The sequence below is a fragment of the Aureimonas mangrovi genome (genome assembly GCF_014058705.1).
GTDB classification, from domain to species: domain Bacteria; phylum Pseudomonadota; class Alphaproteobacteria; order Rhizobiales; family Rhizobiaceae; genus Aureimonas; species Aureimonas mangrovi.
This window is the reverse complement of sequence record NZ_CP059692.1, coordinates 188,229-205,622: the sequence shown is the minus strand read 5'-3', so window position 1 is coordinate 205,622 and position 17,394 is coordinate 188,229. Positions and strand designations below refer to the sequence as shown.

The window sequence follows — 17,394 nt, the reverse complement described above, 5'->3', positions numbered from 1 at the left end:
TCAGCTTTCCTGCCAGAGCGCGATCAGGTCGCCCGCAAGGCTATCGGCCGGCTCGTCGGGCCGCAGGACCCGGCGCGCGGCGGCGAAGGCGAAGGCCGTCTCCTCGTCGCGCGGCTGCGTCGCGTGGTCGACGCACAGGACGATCGGCCGCGCCCCGGCCCAGCGCACCACCGAGTGGAAGGGTGGTGTGTGGGCGATGACGACGTCGATGTCCTGCGCCGCCGCAAAGGCGGCCGCGTGCAGCGGATCGGGCAGGCGGAGCACGGTCTGACCCCATCCATCCGTGGGCCCGCCCATCCCGCCGACATGCACGGTGAACCCGCCCGCGGCGAGGGCGGTGGCCTGATCGCGGACCGCGGCGGCAACGCCCTCGTCCTGCATGTCGGCGAGGAGGAGGACGCTCGGCACAGGCGAGAAGCGCGGCGCGCGCCATGGCTTGCGATGGCGCGGAACGGCGGCGGCCTGGTAGGGGCTGCGCAGGGAGAGGCGCGGGCTGTAGAACGGATCGTCCAGGAAGAAGCCGTTGCCCTCGCGGCGCGCGTGCAACGTCTCCTGCAGGAAGCGGGCGCGCTTTTCCGGCGCCTCGTCATGCCCGCGCGACTTCGATTCCAGATGCGTGACGCGGACCGAATTGAGCTGCAGGTTCGTGTAGCCGGCCTCCAGCATTCGGATGCACAGGAGCGTGTCGTTGAAGGCGACGGCCAGCGTTTCGTCGAAGCCGCCGACGGCCTCGAACACGGCGCGGCGCGTGGCGAGGCACGCCGCCGTCACCGCCGAAACCTCGCGGTCGTGCCAGGCGAGGCCGTGATAGCCGGGCGCGTCGGCGGCGATGTTGACGTCGGCATGGGCGGCGACGCCCTGAATGCCGAGGATCACGCCGCCATGCTGCACGGTGTCGTCCCTGTAGAGGAGTTTGGCGCCCACGGCGCCCACGCCCTCCTGCGCCGCAGCCTCGACCATGCGCGCCAGCCAGTCCGGCTGGGTGATCAGCGTGTCGTTGTTGAGGAGCACGAGGATCTCGGCCTCGGTCCGGCGCACGGCGCGGTTGTTCAGCCGCGCGTAATTGAAGGCGCCCGCATCGCGCATCACGGCGAAGGAGCCGGAGGCCTCGCCCTCGCGCAGATAGCGCAGCGTCGGCTCGTCGCTCGAACCGTTGTCAACGACGATGATCGAGATGGCCTCGCGAGGATAGTCGGTGCGCGCGAGGACCGACGCGATGCAGGGGCGAAGAAGGGCCAACTGGTTGCGCGTGGGGATGATGATCGCGACCGTGGGCGCGTTCGCGGCAGAAGGCGCCGGGGCGCGGGGCGCGGGCGGCAGAAGCGCCGCCTGACGCGCCGCCCTCTCCTCGAAGAGGACGAAGGGCGCGCGATGCACCTTGTCGGTGCCGCTTGCGGCTGCGCGCCGCGTGATGAAGGGCGCGACGCCGCCCGCCGCCTCGATCTCGCCCGCAAGAGCAGCGGCCGTGGTCCCGGCCCGGACCGCGACCAGCGCGCACGGCCCCATGTAATGGGAGCCTTCGGCGAGGCGCGGTGAATAGACGGGCTTGTGGAAGGGCTCGCCGCACGAGCCGTCCGGCGCGCGCAGCGCGTGGTCGGCATAGACGAGTTCGGCGTCCGCGACGCCCATCGTCGCGGCCAGGACGGCGCCGGCCTCCGGGCGCAGCGTCACGGAGGCGTCGAGGATCACGCAGGCGCCGGTCGGGAAGCGGCTGTCCTGGAGGCTGCTCACGACGTCCGGCGTGCCCTGCGCGAGAGCCGCGGCGCGGGCGGCAAGCGGCGAGCCTTCGCGCACAGCGAGGACGATCGTCTCGAAGGGCACGATCTGCGCGCGGGCGGCGGCCAGAGCGCGGTCGAGGTCGGCGGCGCCTGCGGACCGATCGCAGAAGATCAGCGCTGAGGTCGCCGGGCTGTCGCCGCGCGCATGCAGCGCGCGCAGGATGCGGCGGTCCTCGTCGTTGATCGCCTCGGGCACGGGCGGCGGCGGGGCGGCGCGCAGGGCACCCCCCAGCCGGCGTCGGATCGCGGCGAACAGGACGTCCCGCGCGCCGGACCCGCCCGGCCGCAGGGCGCGACCGAGAAGCGCTATCTGTTGCCGGCCGAACTGCCGTTGCAGGATGCGCAGCAGGATTTCGTCCTCCGGTTCGTCGGCGCCGCGCTGCGGGGATGCCGCGACCCTCCAGCCCCGGGCGGGCGGGTGGGCTCGGAAGCCGGCGGATTGAAGGCCTCGTCCGCCGCGCATCGGCTCGCGCTCATATCGCGTCGCGGGCCGCCCGCCAACTTCGCGTTTGCAATGGCGCACGAGACTTGGAACAACAGGCGTCCGTACGGCAGGAGGAGGACCGCGGTGCTGGAAATCGTGGCAAGGCTCGAGGAGAAGCGCGCTGAGGCGCGGCTCGGAGGCGGGCAGAAGCGCATCGAGGCGCAGCACGCCAAGGGCCGGCTGACGGCGCGCGAGCGCCTCGACGTCCTTCTCGACGAGGGCTCCTTCGAGGAGCTCGACACCTATGTCGAGCACAACGCCACCGATTTCGGCATGGCCGAGCAGCGCGTGCCGGGCGACGGGGTGGTGACGGGTTCGGGCACGATCAACGGACGGCTCGTCTTCGTGTTCTCACAGGATTTCACGGTCTTCGGCGGCTCGCTGTCGGAGCGCCACGCCGCCAAGATCTGCAAGATCATGGACATGGCGCTGAAGGTCGGCGCGCCGGTCGTCGGGCTGAACGATTCGGGCGGCGCGCGCATCCAGGAGGGCGTCGCCTCGCTCGGCGGCTATGCCGAGGTGTTCCAGCGCAACGTTCTCGCCTCGGGCGTCGTGCCGCAGATCAGCCTCGTCATGGGCCCCTGCGCGGGCGGGGCGGTCTACTCGCCCGCCATGACGGACTTCATCTTCATGGTGAAGCACTCCTCCTACATGTTCGTCACCGGGCCGGACGTGGTCAAGACGGTGACGGGCGAGGTGGTCAGCCAGGAGGATCTCGGCGGCGCCGTCACGCACTCAGTGCGCTCGGGCGTCGCGGACCTCGCGCTCGAGAACGACATCGAGGCGCTTCTCGCCGCGCGCGACTTCTTCGACTTCCTGCCCGCCTCCAACCGCTCCGGCGTGCCCGAGCGCGAGACGAGCGATCCGGCGGACCGGCTGGAGCCGAGCCTCGACACGCTGGTGCCGGACAGCTCCAACAAGCCCTACGACATGCGCGAACTGATCGCGAAAGTCGCCGACGAGGGCGATTTCTTCGAGCTCCAGCCGGACCATGCCGCCAACATCATCGTCGGCTTCGGGCGCATCGAGGGCCGCACCGTCGGCTTCGTCGCCAACCAGCCGATGGTGCTGGCCGGCGTCCTCGACATCGCGGCCTCGAAGAAGGCGGCGCGCTTCGTGCGCTTCTGCGATGCCTTCGAGATCCCGATCGTCACCTTCGTCGACGTGCCGGGCTTCCTGCCGGGCGTGGCGCAGGAGCACAACGGCATCATCAAGCACGGCGCCAAGCTGCTCTTCGCCTATGGCGAGGCGACGGTGCCCAAGATCACCGTCATCACCCGCAAGGCCTATGGCGGGGCCTACGACGTGATGGCTTCCAAGCACCTGCGCGGCGACCTCAACTACGCCTGGCCGACGGCCGAGATCGCGGTGATGGGCGCCAAGGGCGCCGTCGAGATCATCTTCCGGAAGGATGCGGGCGATCCTCAGAAGATCGCCGCGCTGACGAAGGAATACGAGGAGCGCTTCGCCAACCCCTTCGTCGCCGCCTCGATGGGCTTCATCGACGAGGTGATCATGCCGCATTCCACGCGCCGCCGGATCGCCACCGGGCTTCGCAAGCTGCGCGGCAAGCGGTTGGAGAACCCGTGGAAGAAGCACGACAACATTCCGCTGTGAGGGAGAACGGCGCGATGCGTCTGGGCAGGCTGAACCATGTCGGCATCGCGGTGTCGGCGATGGCGGAGGCGCGCGCGCGCTACGCGGCGCTGTTCGGGGAGGGTGCCGTCGGCGAACCGATCGACCTGCCCGCGCAGGGCGTCACCGCCTGTTTCGTGCGCGCGGGCGACAGCGAGATCGAGCTGATCGCGCCGCTCGGCACCGAGAGCCCGCTCGCCGCGTTTCTGCAGAAGGCGCCAGCCGGCGGCCAGCACCACCTCTGCTTCGAGGTGGAGAGCGTCGCCGAGGCCGTGGCGGCACTGCGGGCGGAGGGAAAGCGCGTCCTCGGCGAGCCGCGCCCCGGCGCGCACGGCACGCTCGTCGCCTTCGTCCACCCCAAGGACATGGGCGGCGTGCTCACTGAAATCATGGAGGCGCCCGATGCCCACGGTTGAGGACTGGAAGGCGCTGGCCGCCAAGGAGGCGAAGGACCGCGACCTCACCTGGGAGACGCCGGAGGGCATCGCCGTCAAGCCGCTCTACACGGCCGAGGACGTCGCCGGCCTCGACCCCGGCATGCCGGGTCTCGCGCCCTTCACGCGCGGCGTGCGCGCCACGATGTATGCCGGCCGGCCGTGGACGATCCGGCAATATGCGGGGTTCTCGACCGCCGAGGAATCCAACGCCTTCTACCGCCGCAACCTCGCGGCCGGGCAGAAGGGCCTGTCGGTCGCCTTCGACCTCGCTACCCATCGCGGCTACGATTCGGATCACGAGCGCGTTTCGGGCGACGTCGGCAAGGCGGGCGTCGCGATCGACACCGTGGAGGACATGAAGATCCTCTTCGATGGCATCCCTCTCGACGCGATGAGCGTGTCGATGACGATGAACGGCGCGGTCATCCCGGTGCTCGCCTTCTTCATCGTGGCCGCCGAGGAGAGCGGCGTGCCGAAGGAGAAGCTCGACGGCACCATCCAGAACGACATCCTGAAGGAGTTCATGGTCCGCAACACGTATATCTATCCGCCGGAGCCTTCGATGCGGATCGTCGCGGACATCATCGCCTACACCTCGGCGCACATGCCGAAGTTCAACTCCATCTCGATCTCCGGCTACCACATGCAGGAGGCCGGGGCGACGCAGGTGCAGGAACTCGCCTTCACAATCGCCGACGGCATGGAATATGTGCGCGCAGCCAAGGCCAAGGGGCTGGACGTGGACGCCTTCGCGGGGCGCCTGTCCTTCTTCTTCGCCATCGGCATGAACTTCTTCATGGAGGTGTCGAAGCTGCGCGCCGCGCGCCTGTTGTGGCACCGCGCGATGACGGAGCTCGGCGCCCAGTCCGAGCGCTCCAAGATGCTGCGCACCCACTGCCAGACGAGCGGCGTCTCTCTCACCGAGCAGGATCCCTACAACAACGTCATCCGCACCACGGTCGAGGCGATGGCGGCCGTCCTCGGCGGCACCCAGTCGCTCCACACCAACGCGCTCGACGAGGCGATCGCCCTGCCGACCGACTTCTCGGCCCGCATCGCGCGCAACACGCAGCTCGTCATCGCCGAGGAGACCGGCATCACCAAGGTCGTCGATCCGCTCGGCGGCTCCTACTATGTCGAGGCTCTGACGAAGGAACTCGCCGACAAGGCGTGGGAGATCGTCGAGCGCGTCGAGCGCGAGGGCGGCATGGCCAGGGCCGTCGAGGCGGGCTGGCCGAAGGCGATGATCGAGGAAGCCTCCGCCGCGCGCGCCGCGCGCGTCGACCGGGGCGAGGACGTCATCGTCGGCGTCAACAAGTACCGACGCCCCGAGGAGGACGAGCTCCACATCCTCGCGGTCGACAATCATCGCGTCCGCCAGGGCCAGATCGCCCGCATCGAGCGCAACCGCGCGAACCGGGACGAGGCGGCGTGCCGCGCCGCGCTGGACGCCCTCAAGGCAGGTGCCGAGGGTTCGGCGAACCTCCTCGAACTCGCGGTCGAGGCGGCGCGCGCCCGCGCCACGCTCGGCGAGATTTCCGGTGCGATGGAACAGGCCTTCGAGCGCTACGGCACGAAGCCGACGCCGGTGAAGGGCATCTATGGCGGGGCCTATAAGGACGACCGGCGCTGGCAGTCGCTTCTCGACGGCGTCGAGGCGGTGGCCCGGCGCAACGGCCGGCGCCCGCGCATGCTCGTCGCCAAGATGGGCCAGGACGGGCACGACCGCGGCGCCAATCTCGTCGCCTCCGTTTTCGCCGACATCGGCTTCGAGGTGACCTCGGGGTCTCTGTTCCAGACGCCCGAGGAGGTGGCCGCGCTGGCGCTGGAGAAGGATGTCGACGTCGTCGGCGCCTCCTCGCTGGCGGCCGGCCACGCGACGCTGATCCCCGAGCTGCTCGAGCGCCTGCGCGATGCCGGGCGGCCGGACATCCGTGTCGTGGCAGGCGGCGTCATCCCGGCGCAGGACTATGCGGCGCTGCGCGCGGCCGGTGTCGCCGAGATCTTCGGGCCGGGCACCAATCTCGTAGACGCGGGCGGACGCGTCCTTCGCCTTCTCGGCCACAACATGCCGCCCGCCGAAGACGACGCCGCCTGACCTCTCACCGAACCGGACCCTCGATGTTCAAGAAGATACTGATCGCCAATCGTGGCGAGATCGCCTGCCGGGTCATGCGCACGGCGCGCCGCATGGGGATCGCGACCGTCGCCGTCTATTCCGACGCGGACGCGCGCGCGCCCCATGTCGAGATGGCCGACGAAGCGGTGCGCATCGGCCCGGCCCCGGCGGCCGAGAGCTATCTGAACGCGCAGGCGATCCTCGACGCGTGCCGCGAGACGGGCGCTGAGGCCGTGCATCCGGGCTACGGCTTCCTGTCGGAGCGCGAGAGCTTCGCGCAGCTCCTGAAGGACGAGGGGATCGCCTTCATCGGCCCGCCGCCCGCCGCCATCGCCGCGATGGGCGACAAGATCCAGTCCAAGAAGCTGGCGCGCGAGGCCGGCGTCTCGGTGGTGCCCGGCTTCATCGGCGAGATCCGCGACACCGAACATGCTGTCGAGATCGCCGCCGAGATCGGCTTTCCGGTGATGATGAAGGCGTCCGCCGGCGGCGGCGGCAAGGGCATGCGCCTCGCTTATCGCGAGAAGGACGTGCGCGAGGGCTTCGAGGCGGTGCGCCGCGAGGGCAAGGCGAGCTTCGGCGACGACCGCATCTTCATCGAGAAGTTCGTGGAACACCCGCGCCATATCGAGATCCAGCTTCTGGGCGACACGCACGGCACGGTGCTCCATCTCGGCGAGCGCGAATGCTCGGTGCAGCGCCGCCACCAGAAGGTGGTCGAGGAGGCGCCGTCGCCCTTCGTGACACCCGACATGCGCCGCGCGATGGGCGAGGAGGCCGTGCAGCTCGCCAAGGCCGTCGGCTATCATTCGGCCGGCACGGTGGAGTTCATCGCCGGGGCCGACCGCTCCTTCTACTTCCTGGAGATGAACACCCGCCTGCAGGTGGAGCACCCTGTCACCGAGTTCGTCACCGGCCTCGATCTTGTCGAGGAGATGATCCGGGTGGCTGCCGGCGAGAAGCTGCGCATCGCGCAAGGCGATGTCGCCTTGAGGGGCTGGGCGATGGAGTCCCGCATCTATGCGGAGGACCCGTACCGCTCCTTCCTGCCCTCGATCGGGCGGCTTTCGCGTTACCGTCCGCCCGTCGAAACCAAGACCGTGCGCGTCGACGACGGCGTGATCGAGGGCTCGGAAATCTCGATGTTCTACGATCCGATGATCGCCAAGCTCGTCACCTATGGCGAGACGCGCGAGGCTGCGGTGGACGCGCAGGTCCACGCGCTCGACCGCTTCGAGATCGACGGCATCGGCCACAACATCGACTTCCTCTCGGCCCTGATGCTTCACGAGCGTTTCCGCGACGGGCGGCTGACGACGGGCTTCATCGCCGAGGAATATCCCGACGGCTTTTTCGGCGCGCCGGCGGACGAGGCGCTGACATCGCGGCTGGCGGCCATCGCCGCCCTTCTCCAGACGCGCGAGAGCGAACGCGCGGGGATGATCGACGGGCAGCTCGGCAAGCGGCCCGCGCCGCGCGCGGACTGGGTGGTGCGGCTCGGCGGGAGCGAGCACCGCGTCTCGGTTTCGCAGGATGGCGTGTACGTCGGCGAGGAAAGACTCGATGTCGTGACCGACTGGCGGCCGGGCGACCGGCTGGCCGAGGCACGCTTCGGCGAGGAGACGCTGGCAGTGCGCGTTCACCGCGAGCGGGGCCGCTGGCGTCTGACGACGCGCGGCGCCGCGCATGCCGTCACGGTGATGCCTCCGAGGGTCGCCGCACTCGCCCATCACATGATCGAGCGCGCGCCGCCGGATCTGTCGCGCTTCCTCCTCTGCCCGATGCCCGGCGTCGTGACGCAGATTCACGTGAAACAGGGCGATCGCGTCGAGGCCGGCCAGTCGCTCGCCACCGTCGAGGCGATGAAGATGGAGAACATCCTGCGCGCCGAGAAGGCCGCGACCGTCGCCAAGGTCGAGGTCGCGCCTGGCGACAGCCTGATGGTCGACGCCGTCATCCTCGAGTTCGACGCTGCGGCGTAAGTCACGCGAAAAGCGGCGGCGATCCGGCGGGGAAGCGTTGACATCGTGGCGCGTCATCCGATTGTGACAGAACACGCCTAAGCGAGCGCGCCAACCTGCAACTCACGCGAGGGAAACCGAGATGACGATGATCAAACGCCGCGCCGTCCTGAAGGGCGCCGCCTCCGTGGCCGGCCTCGCGCTCGCCGCGCCCTACGTTTCCCGCCGCGCCTTCGCGCAGAGCGCGGGCCAGGTGAACATCTTCGCCTGGGCCGGCTACATCAACGAAGAGATGCTGGCCGCCTTCAACGAGGCCACCGGCCTCACCGCCAACTTCACGCCATACGGCACCAATGACGAGCTCCTGAACCAGCTTCGCGCCAACAATGGCGGCGGCTTCGACATCGTCTGGCCGACGGTCGACCGGGTGCCGAACTATGTCGAGTTCGACCTCGTCCAGCCGATCGACGAGAGCCGCATCGAGGTCGATCGCGTCCTGCCGAGCGCCTGGGAAAGCTCGCGCGATCTCGGCGCGGTGATCGACGGCCAGCGCTACCAGGTGCCGACCGACTGGGGCACCGAGGGCATCGCCTTCGACCGCGACCAGATGCCGCTCGAATACGGCACCGCCTCCTACGGCGACATCTGGAAGCCCGAGGCCGAGGGTCTGGCGACCGTGCGCGGCCATTCCGGCCTCGTCGGCCTCGGCCTGTGGCTGGAGGCGGAGGGTCGCCTGCCGATGCCGATGCGCGAGGCCTTCGTCTCCGAAGAGAACATGACGGCGGTCTACGACGTCATCCTGGAGGAGGCGATCGCCCGCAAGGCCAACATCGCCCAGTTCTGGTCGAACGAGAACGAGGCGCAGGGCGCCTTCCGCGTCAATGGCTGCGCCGTCGGCCAGACGTGGGATTCGACGGGCGCCGCGCTCGCCAGGGAAGGCCTGCCGGTCGGCTTCCTCGCCCCGGTCGAGGGTGCGCTTGCCTGGATGGAAGGCATCTCGATCCCGCGTGAGGCCGCCAATGTCGACGGCGCCTACGAGTTCATCAACTGGATGCTGACGCCGGAAGCCGGCGCCATGTACACCAACGCGACCTCGATCAACTCGACGGCGGTCGGCGCGGCCGACCTCATCTCCGATGACGCCAAGGCCTTCTTCGCCGCCGCTTATCCGGGCGACGCGCTGGAGAAGCTGTGGTGGTGGCCGATCCAGGAGAACTGGTTCGTCACCCGGCGCAACGAGTACCAGGACCGCTTCCTCTCGGCCTGATTGCGAACGGACGGGGGCGGCTGGCCGGCCGCCCCTCTCTCCAGACGACGAGGAACCATGTCCCATTCCGTCGAGCTTCATGACGTCGGCATGCGCTTCGGCGGCTCGCGCGCCGTCGGCGACGTCTCCTTCACGGTCGAGGGCGGCGAGTTCTTCTCGATCCTCGGCCCGTCCGGCTGCGGCAAGACCACGCTCCTGCGCATCGTCGCCGGCTTCCTGCAGCCGAGCGAGGGCCGCGTCCTGATCGGCGGGCGGGACATGAAGGGCCTCGGCCCGAACCAGCGCCCGACCGCGATGATCTTCCAGAGCCTCGCGCTTTTCCCGCTGATGCCGGTGTGGGAGAACATCGCCTTCGGGCTCGAAGCCAAGGGCGTCGCAAAGGCGGAGCGTCGCCGGAAGGCCGACGAGCTCCTGAAGCTCATCGCGCTCGAGGGCTACGGCGATCGCATGCCGGGCGAGCTCTCCGGCGGCCAGCGCCAGCGCGTCGCCATCGCCCGCGCGCTCGCCGTCGAGCCGCAGGTGCTCCTCCTCGACGAGCCGCTTTCGGCGCTGGACCTGAAGCTGCGCCAGCACATGCGCGCCGAGCTGCGCGCGCTCCAGAAGCGCACCGGCGTCACCTTCATCTACATCACGCACGACCAGTCCGAGGCGCTGGCGATGTCGGACCGCGTCGCGGTGATGAGCGCGGGCGTCTTGCAGCAGGTCGGCGCGCCGCGCGATCTCTACGACAATCCGCAGACGCCCTTCGTCGCCTCCTTCGTCGGCGAGACGAACGTCATCTCCGGCACGGTGGGCGACATTTCGGGCGGGCAGGCGGCGATCGAGACGGCGCACGGGCGGATGCTGGCGCGCGGCGGGCACGGCCTGTCGTCCGGCATGAGCGCGCGCCTCTACGTGCGGCCGGAATCGCTGAAGCCGGCAAGCGGCGAGGGCGCAGCCAACATCGTGTCGGCGCAGATCGAGCGGATCGACTTCGAAGGCCCCTTCGCGCTCGTCCACGGCCGCACGGAAGGCGGCGCGCCGCTGATCGCCTCACTCGCCAACGCCGATCTCGGGGCGGCGCCGCCCGTCGGCGCCCCGGCGCGCTTTTCCTTCGCGCCGGCCCATGCGGTGATCCTGCCCGATGTCTGATCTCTTCGGGCGCTTCGGCGCGGGCCTGTCGACCCTCTTCCTCACGCTCGTCGGCGCCTGGCTCGCCGGCATGGTGCTGGCGCCGAACCTGATGATGATCGACTACGCGCTGCGGCCCAACCTGCCGCCGGCCGCGATCGGCGGCCCGGACGACGTCTACACCTTCTCCAACGTCCTCTACCTCGCCGGCGAGGCGACGCACCGCGCGATCTTCTTCAAGACGGTGTGGGCGAGCGCGCTCGTCGCCTTCGCGACCTTCCTCGTCTGCTACCCGCTGGCCTACTGGCTGGCGCAGACGGCGGGCCGGAACCAGACGGCGCTGGTGCTCCTGGCGCTGACGATCCCGTTCTGGATCAACGAGGTGCTGCGCACGCTCGCCTGGTACATCATCCTCGCCTTCCGGGGGCCGTTGAACGCGCTTCTGATGGAGATCGGGCTGATCGATTCACCGGTGCGCTGGTACGGTGACACGGGCGTCCTCGTGGGCATGATCTACGCCTACATCCTGTTCATGCTCTTCCCGATCTACAATTCGATCGAGAGCCTGGAGAAGGCGCAGGTGGAGGCGGCGCGGGACCTCGGCGCCTCGACGTGGAAGATCCACACGCGCATCGTCATTCCGCACGCCAAGGCCGGCATCGCGACGGGCTGCGTCTTCACCTTCATGCTGGCGGCCGGCTCCTACGTCGCGCCCTCGCTGCTCGGCGCCCCCGGTTCGCGCTGGTTCACGCAGATCATCTACAACTGGTTCTTCGAGGGCGGGGACTGGAACCGAGGCGCGGCCTACGCGCTGGTGCTGCTCGTCCTTTGCCTCGCGGTCGTGCTCGTCACGCTCAAGCTCGCGCGCGTCAATTTGACGGACGTTGCCAAGTGAACGCCGCCGAGACGATCCGCAAGGCGCTGTTCGGCTTCTACGCGCTCGCCTTCTTCCTCTATCTCTTCGTGCCGCTGGCCGTGATGGGCGCGGCGACCTTCAACACCAGCCGCTTCCCGACCGTGACCCCCTGGCAGGGCACGACGCTGCAATGGTTCGACGCGCTCTGGGCCGACACGGCGATGTGGGCCTCGCTGCGCACCTCGATCCTCGTCGCGCTCTGCGTCGTCGCCGTCGCGCTGCCGGTCGGCACGGCCGCCGCGCTCGTCCTCACCAGCCTCCACGCGCGGGCGCGGGGCTTCATGTACGCGGTGATGGTCTCGCCGCTGCTGACCCCCGGCGTCGTCATCGGGATCGCAACCCTGATCCTGTGGCGCAGCCTCGGGGTCGGCGGCGGCGTCTTCCTGATCGTCGTCGCACAGACGAGCTTCATCGCCTGCTACGTGATGCTGATGATCACGGCGCGCCTCCAGCGCTTCGACCGCACGCAGGAGGAGGCCGCGCTCGGGCTCGGCGCCTCGAAATTCATGGTGTTCCGGCGCGTGCTGCTGCCGTTCCTTCGGCCCGCGCTGATCGCGGCGGCGCTGCTGGCGATCCTCCAGTCGATCGAGAACTACAACACGACGCTCTTCGTGCGCGGCTTCGATACGCCGCTCACGGTCTATATCGCAACGCAGGTGCGCACCGGCCTGACACCGGCCGTCAACGCATTGGCGCTGGTGATGATTATCGTGACAATCCTCGGTGCGGTCGGCTACGAGGTCGCGCGCCGCTCCCGCGCCGGCCGCAAGACGGCGGAGGCCTGATTTCGCCGGCCGCGAATCGGGCGGAAGACTTCTTGCCAGGCGGGAAGCGATCGGGCCCTATATCCCTCATTGGACGAACGGCGCGCCCCGGGAGGAAACGGGCACGCCCTTCGAGGAGCGGCCGTTCGCACCGCCGCAGGGAGGAACCACATGCTCGGAATGATGATGGACGTGCCGCTGCTCGTCACCTCGATCCTCAGGCACGCCGCGACCTACCACGGCGAAACGGAAATCGTCTCGCGCACGGCCGAGGGGCCGATCCACCGCACCACCTATGCCGAGCTCTGGCGGCGCAGCCAACGTGTCGCGAATATGATGGAGCGCCTCGGCGTCAAGCCTGGAGAGCGCGTCGGCACGCTCGCCTGGAACGGCTTCCGGCATCTGGAGCTCTATTACGGCGTCTCGGGATCGGGCCGGGTCTGCCACACGATCAATCCGCGCCTCTTCAAGGAGCAGATCGCCTATATCGTCGAGCACGCGCAGGACCGCGTCATCTTCGCCGATGGCACCTTCCTGCCGCTGCTGGAATCGCTGGCCGACCGGCTGACGGGCCTCGCGCTGGTCATCATGACCGACGAGGCCACGATGCCGCGCTCGGACATCCTGCCGAACCTTCTCTGCTACGAGACGCTCCTGGCCGCCGAGAGCGAGGATTACGACTGGCCGGACCTCGACGAGAAGACCGCATCGAGCCTGTGCTACACCTCCGGCACCACCGGCAACCCGAAGGGCGTTCTCTATAGCCACCGCTCGACGGTGCTGCACGCGATGGCCTCGGCGATGCCGGACGCGCTGGCGCTTTCGGCGGGCGATTGCGTCCTGCCCGTCGTGCCGATGTTTCACGTGAACGCGTGGGGCCTGCCCTATTCGGCGGTGATGGCGGGCGCCAAGCTTGTGCTGCCGGGACCGAGGCTCGACGGCGAAAGTCTGTACGAACTGATCGAGGCCGAGGGCGTGACCTTCACCGCCGGCGTGCCGACCGTCTGGCTCGCGCTCCTCGAATGGACGAAAGCCAACGGCAAGTCGTTCTCCACGCTGAAGCGCCTCGCTGTCGGCGGCTCGGCGATGCCGCCGGTGATGATCGAGCGCTTCGAGAAGCAAGGCGTCACGGTGCTCCACGCCTGGGGCATGACGGAGCTGAGCCCGATCGGCACCGTCGCTTCGCTGACCGCGAAGTATCGGGACCGCCCGCTCGCCGAGCAGCTCGCCGTGAAGGCGACGCAGGGGCGGCCGATCTACGGCGTCGAGTTCCGCGTCGTCGATGGCGAGGGCCATGACGTGGCGCGCGACGGCGTCGCCTTCGGCTCGCTGCTGGTGCGCGGCCCCTGGGTGGTGGAGCGTTACTACGAGAGCGAGAGAACGTCCGCCCATGCCATCGAGGGCTGGTTCGACACGGGCGACGTCGTCTCGATGGACCCTGACGGATACGTGCGCATCGTCGATCGCTCCAAGGACGTCATCAAGTCCGGCGGCGAGTGGATCTCCTCGATCGACCTCGAGAACATCGCCATGACCCATCCGGGCGTGAAGGAGGCGGCCGTGGTCTCGCGACCGGACGAGAAATGGGGCGAGCGCCCGGTTCTCGTTGTCGTCCCGGCCCAGGGCGCCAGCCTCTCGAGCGCCGACATGGCCGCGCTCTACGAGGGCAAGATCGCGCGATGGAGCGTGCCGGAGGACCTCGTGGTGGTGGAGGCGCTGCCCCACACGGCGACGGGCAAGCTCCTGAAGACCGAGATCCGGGACATCGTGCGGCGTGAACTCGGCCGCGAGGGTGACGGCATGGAGGCCGCGCAGTAACCACGGGGCGCGTCCCTCTGTGGGACAGGCCGCGACAAGATGCTAAGGGAGTGCCGGCGCCGGCGCACGCCGGCTCGGGCAAGGACGCATCGCATGTCGCAGGAAGGGCGCGCGCCTTTCGAGGCCTTCCACAGCCACGGCTTCGTGCGCGTCGCCGTCTCGACGCCGCGCGTCTTCGTAGCCGACCCCGCGTCCAACGCCGCGGGGACGATCGCGGAGGCGAAGAGCGCCTGCGAGGACGGCGCCGATCTCGTCGTCTTTCCCGAACTCGGCCTGTCGGGCTACGCGATCGACGATCTCCTGATGCAGGAGGCGCTGCTCGACGACGTGGAGGCCGCGCTCGGACGCGTCGTCGAGGCAAGCCGTGAACTTTCGGCCGTCCTTCTCGTCGGGGCCCCGGTCCGGCGCGAGGGCCGGCTCTACAACTGTGCCGTCGTCGTCTCGCGCGGGGCGATCCTCGGCGTCGTTCCGAAATCCTATCTGCCGAACTACCGCGAATATTACGAGAAGCGCTGGTTCGCGCCCGGTATCGGCCTGGCCGGCCTCTCGATGGAGCTTCTGGGCGCGCGCGTGCCCTTCGGGCCGGACCTCGTCTTCGCCGCGAGCGATCTTACCGACTTCGTGTTTCACGTGGAAATCTGCGAGGACGTCTGGGCGCCGGCGCCGCCCTCCACGAACGGCGCCTTGGCCGGGGCGCTGATCCTGTGCAACCTCTCCGGCTCGCCAATCACCGTCGGCAAGGCGGCGGACCGGCACCTCCTGTGCGCCAGCCACGCGATGCGCACGGTCTCGGCCTATGTCTATTCGGCGGCCGGGCCGGGCGAGAGTTCGAACGACGTCTCCTTCGACGGGCAGGGGACCGTGCATGAACTCGGCGATCTCCTCGCCGAATCCGAGCGCTTCCGCCGCGAGGCGCAGCACATCCTCGCCGATGTGGACCTCCAGCGCATCCGGCTGGAGCGCCTGCGCACCGGTACCTTCAACGACGGCGCGGCGGCGGCCGGCCATCCCGAGACGCGCTTTCGCCGGATCGCCTTCGAGCATCGCCCGCATTTTCAGGATCGTGGGCTGATCCGCCCGGCGCGGCGCTTCCCCTACGTGCCGAATGCGCCCGAAAGCCTCGACCGGGACTGCTACGAGGCGTTCAACATCCAGGTTCATGCGCTGATCCGTCGCTTCGAGGCAACGCCGGGCGAGACGATGGTGATCGGTGTTTCGGGCGGCCTCGATTCCACCCACGCGCTGATCGTCGCGGCCAAGGCCTGCGACGTGATGGGCGTTTCGCGCGAGAACATCCTCGCCTTTACGCTGCCGGGTTTCGCGACGGGCGAGGCGACGAAGGCGAACGCCTGGGCGCTGATGCGCGCGCTCGGCGTCACGGCCGATGAGATCGACATCCGCCCCGCCGCCCGCCAGATGCTCGCCGACATGGGCCACCCGTTCGCCAAGGACGAGCCGGTCTACGACGTCACCTTCGAGAACGTGCAGGCGGGGCTCCGCACCGACTATCTCTTCCGGCTCGCCAACCAGCGCGGCGGCTTCGTCATCGGCACCGGCGATCTCTCGGAACTCGCGCTCGGCTGGGCGACCTACGGCGTCGGCGACCAGATGAGCCATTACGGGGTCAATCCGGGCGTGCCGAAGACGCTGATCCAGCATCTTATCCGATGGACGGTCGCCTCCGGCCAGTTCGACGAAGCGACGGGTGAGATCCTGACGGCGATCCTCGACACGGAGATCTCGCCCGAGCTCGTGCCGGCGGGCGCCGATGGGACGATCCAGTCGACGCAGGAGAAGATCGGCCCTTACGAGCTGAACGACTTCTTCCTGTTCCACACGCTGCGCTACGGCCAGTCTCCGGCCAAGATCGCCTTTCTCGCCTGGCACGCCTGGGGCGACGCGGAGGCCGGCCAATGGCCTGCCAACATGCCGGCCGATGCGCGCAACGCCTACGACCTCGCCACCATCCGGCACTGGCTGGAGCGCTTCCTCGTGCGCTTCTTCCAGACGAGCCAGTTCAAGCGCACCGCGATGCCGAACGGGCCGAAGGTCTCGTCCGGCGGGGCGCTGTCACCGCGCGGAGACTGGCGCGCGCCCTCCGATGCGGTGGCCGATGCCTGGTTGCGCGGGCTGGCGAGCGTTCCTCAGAAGAAGAACCAGTAGACGAGGCCGCCCGCGCCCGCGAATGTGAGCGCCAGCGCGACAAGCATCAGGACGCCGTCCCGCACGGTGATGGCGAGGCCAAAGATCGAGAGGATCAGCCCGGCCGAAGTGGCCATGAAGGGCAGGAGCTCGAGCGGCGGCATGGTCATTGCCACGATGATGCACATCAGCGCGGCCCCGCGCTGGGCGAAATCCTTCGTCGCGAAGGCAAGACGCGGCTTGATGACCTTGTCCACGGTGCGCGCGACGGGTTTCAGGAAGCGCATGCCCTTGTCGACGCGCTCGCGCGACAGCCGCGCGTTCAGAAGGCGGCGCGGCAGCCAGATCTCGTGCCGACCGAGGACGAGCTGGGCGGCGATCAGGATGACGATGGTCCCGAGGATGGTGGGAAGCGTGGGAATGCCGGAGAGCGGCGAGAGGGCGATGAGGCCGGGCAGAAGGATCATCGGCCCGAAGGCCGAGCGGCCCGCCATGTCCTGAACGGTGTCCAGCGTCACGCCGTCGTCGCGGTCCGATCGCGCGTCGATGGCGTCAAGGAGCTCGCCGAGGCTGTCGAAGCGAACCTCTTCGCCCTCGTCGCTGCCTGCGCGCGCAGGTGATGCTCGCGTCGCCCCGTTCATACGGCACCCTCGTAGACGATCCAGACATAGTAGACGAGGGCAGCCGTCATCAGAACGCAGAGCGCCATGAAGCCGATAGCGAACCACGACATGCGTTCGGGCTCGGCCTCGACCTGCGCCTGTTCCTCGTCAGCGCCCGGCGCGTCCTTGTCACTGCTCATCCTCGACCCTCTTCCGCCTCGCAGACGGTGCAACTAGCGCGCCGGGCCGTGGGAGCGAGCCGTTCGAGGGGAACGCTGCGCCGCGCGCGACGTTAAGGAAGCGTTAAGGACTGGAGAGCCCGATGAAGATCGAAACCTTCGTCACCGTCTTCGTGAACGTG

Annotated in this window: 13 protein-coding genes; 10 read left to right on the top strand and 3 right to left on the bottom strand. The window is 69.0% G+C overall.

Features of this window, described 5'->3' with window-relative positions:
* Nucleotides 1–2,241, bottom strand: a complete 2,241-nt coding sequence (locus tag H1343_RS00965; RefSeq protein WP_185984141.1) for a glycosyltransferase family 2 protein — start codon at nucleotides 2,239–2,241, stop codon at nucleotides 1–3.
* 105 nt (nucleotides 2,242–2,346) lie between these two features.
* Here H1343_RS00965 and H1343_RS00960 point away from each other — a divergent pair, with 105 nt between their 5' ends.
* The 10 genes from H1343_RS00960 (at nucleotide 2,347) to H1343_RS00915 (ending at nucleotide 16,452) form a co-directional block, all read left to right on the top strand.
* Complete coding sequence (locus H1343_RS00960) at nucleotides 2,347–3,879, top strand: acyl-CoA carboxylase subunit beta (protein WP_185984140.1); 1,533 nt, start codon at nucleotides 2,347–2,349, stop codon at nucleotides 3,877–3,879.
* Between the two features lie 14 nt (nucleotides 3,880–3,893).
* Nucleotides 3,894–4,313: a methylmalonyl-CoA epimerase gene (mce, locus tag H1343_RS00955; RefSeq protein ID WP_185984139.1), complete on the top strand. Its 420-nt coding sequence runs from the start codon at nucleotides 3,894–3,896 to the stop codon at nucleotides 4,311–4,313.
* Nucleotides 4,300–6,432 carry a methylmalonyl-CoA mutase gene (gene scpA / locus H1343_RS00950; RefSeq protein ID WP_185984138.1) on the top strand — a complete coding sequence of 711 codons (2,133 nt, stop codon included), beginning with the start codon at nucleotides 4,300–4,302 and terminating at the stop codon, nucleotides 6,430–6,432. The genes mce and scpA overlap by 14 nt, the downstream gene beginning before the upstream one ends.
* 23 nt (nucleotides 6,433–6,455) lie before the next feature.
* Nucleotides 6,456–8,435 (top strand): acetyl-CoA carboxylase biotin carboxylase subunit, encoded by a 1,980-nt coding sequence (locus tag H1343_RS00945; RefSeq protein ID WP_185984137.1) that lies wholly within the window; start codon nucleotides 6,456–6,458, stop codon nucleotides 8,433–8,435.
* A gap of 121 nt (nucleotides 8,436–8,556) precedes the next feature.
* Nucleotides 8,557–9,681: an extracellular solute-binding protein gene (locus H1343_RS00940; protein WP_185984136.1), complete on the top strand. Its 1,125-nt coding sequence runs from the start codon at nucleotides 8,557–8,559 to the stop codon at nucleotides 9,679–9,681.
* 57 nt (nucleotides 9,682–9,738) lie between these two features.
* Nucleotides 9,739–10,812, top strand: a complete 1,074-nt coding sequence (locus H1343_RS00935) for an ABC transporter ATP-binding protein (RefSeq protein WP_185984135.1) — start codon at nucleotides 9,739–9,741, stop codon at nucleotides 10,810–10,812.
* Nucleotides 10,805–11,686: an ABC transporter permease gene (locus tag H1343_RS00930; RefSeq protein ID WP_185984134.1), complete on the top strand. Its 882-nt coding sequence runs from the start codon at nucleotides 10,805–10,807 to the stop codon at nucleotides 11,684–11,686. Before H1343_RS00935 ends, H1343_RS00930 begins: the two co-directional genes overlap by 8 nt.
* On the top strand, nucleotides 11,683–12,492 hold the full coding sequence (locus tag H1343_RS00925; RefSeq protein ID WP_185984133.1) for an ABC transporter permease: 810 nt from the start codon (nucleotides 11,683–11,685) through the stop codon (nucleotides 12,490–12,492). The genes H1343_RS00930 and H1343_RS00925 overlap by 4 nt, the downstream gene beginning before the upstream one ends.
* A 150-nt stretch (nucleotides 12,493–12,642) precedes the next feature.
* Nucleotides 12,643–14,289, top strand: a complete 1,647-nt coding sequence (locus H1343_RS00920; RefSeq protein ID WP_185984132.1) for a 3-(methylthio)propionyl-CoA ligase — start codon at nucleotides 12,643–12,645, stop codon at nucleotides 14,287–14,289.
* Between the two features lie 93 nt (nucleotides 14,290–14,382).
* Nucleotides 14,383–16,452, top strand: a complete 2,070-nt coding sequence (locus H1343_RS00915; RefSeq protein ID WP_185984131.1) for an NAD(+) synthase — start codon at nucleotides 14,383–14,385, stop codon at nucleotides 16,450–16,452.
* Here the strand turns inward: H1343_RS00915 and H1343_RS00910 are convergent.
* Both H1343_RS00910 and H1343_RS00905 read right to left on the bottom strand, forming a co-directional pair.
* Nucleotides 16,434–17,072 (bottom strand): exopolysaccharide biosynthesis protein, encoded by a 639-nt coding sequence (locus H1343_RS00910; protein WP_185984130.1) that lies wholly within the window; start codon nucleotides 17,070–17,072, stop codon nucleotides 16,434–16,436. The two genes, H1343_RS00915 and H1343_RS00910, sit on opposite strands and share 19 nt — an antisense overlap.
* Nucleotides 17,069–17,233 carry a hypothetical protein gene (locus tag H1343_RS00905; protein WP_185984129.1) on the bottom strand — a complete coding sequence of 55 codons (165 nt, stop codon included), beginning with the start codon at nucleotides 17,231–17,233 and terminating at the stop codon, nucleotides 17,069–17,071. The genes H1343_RS00910 and H1343_RS00905 overlap by 4 nt, the downstream gene beginning before the upstream one ends.
* Nucleotides 17,234–17,394: the final 161 nt, after the last annotated feature.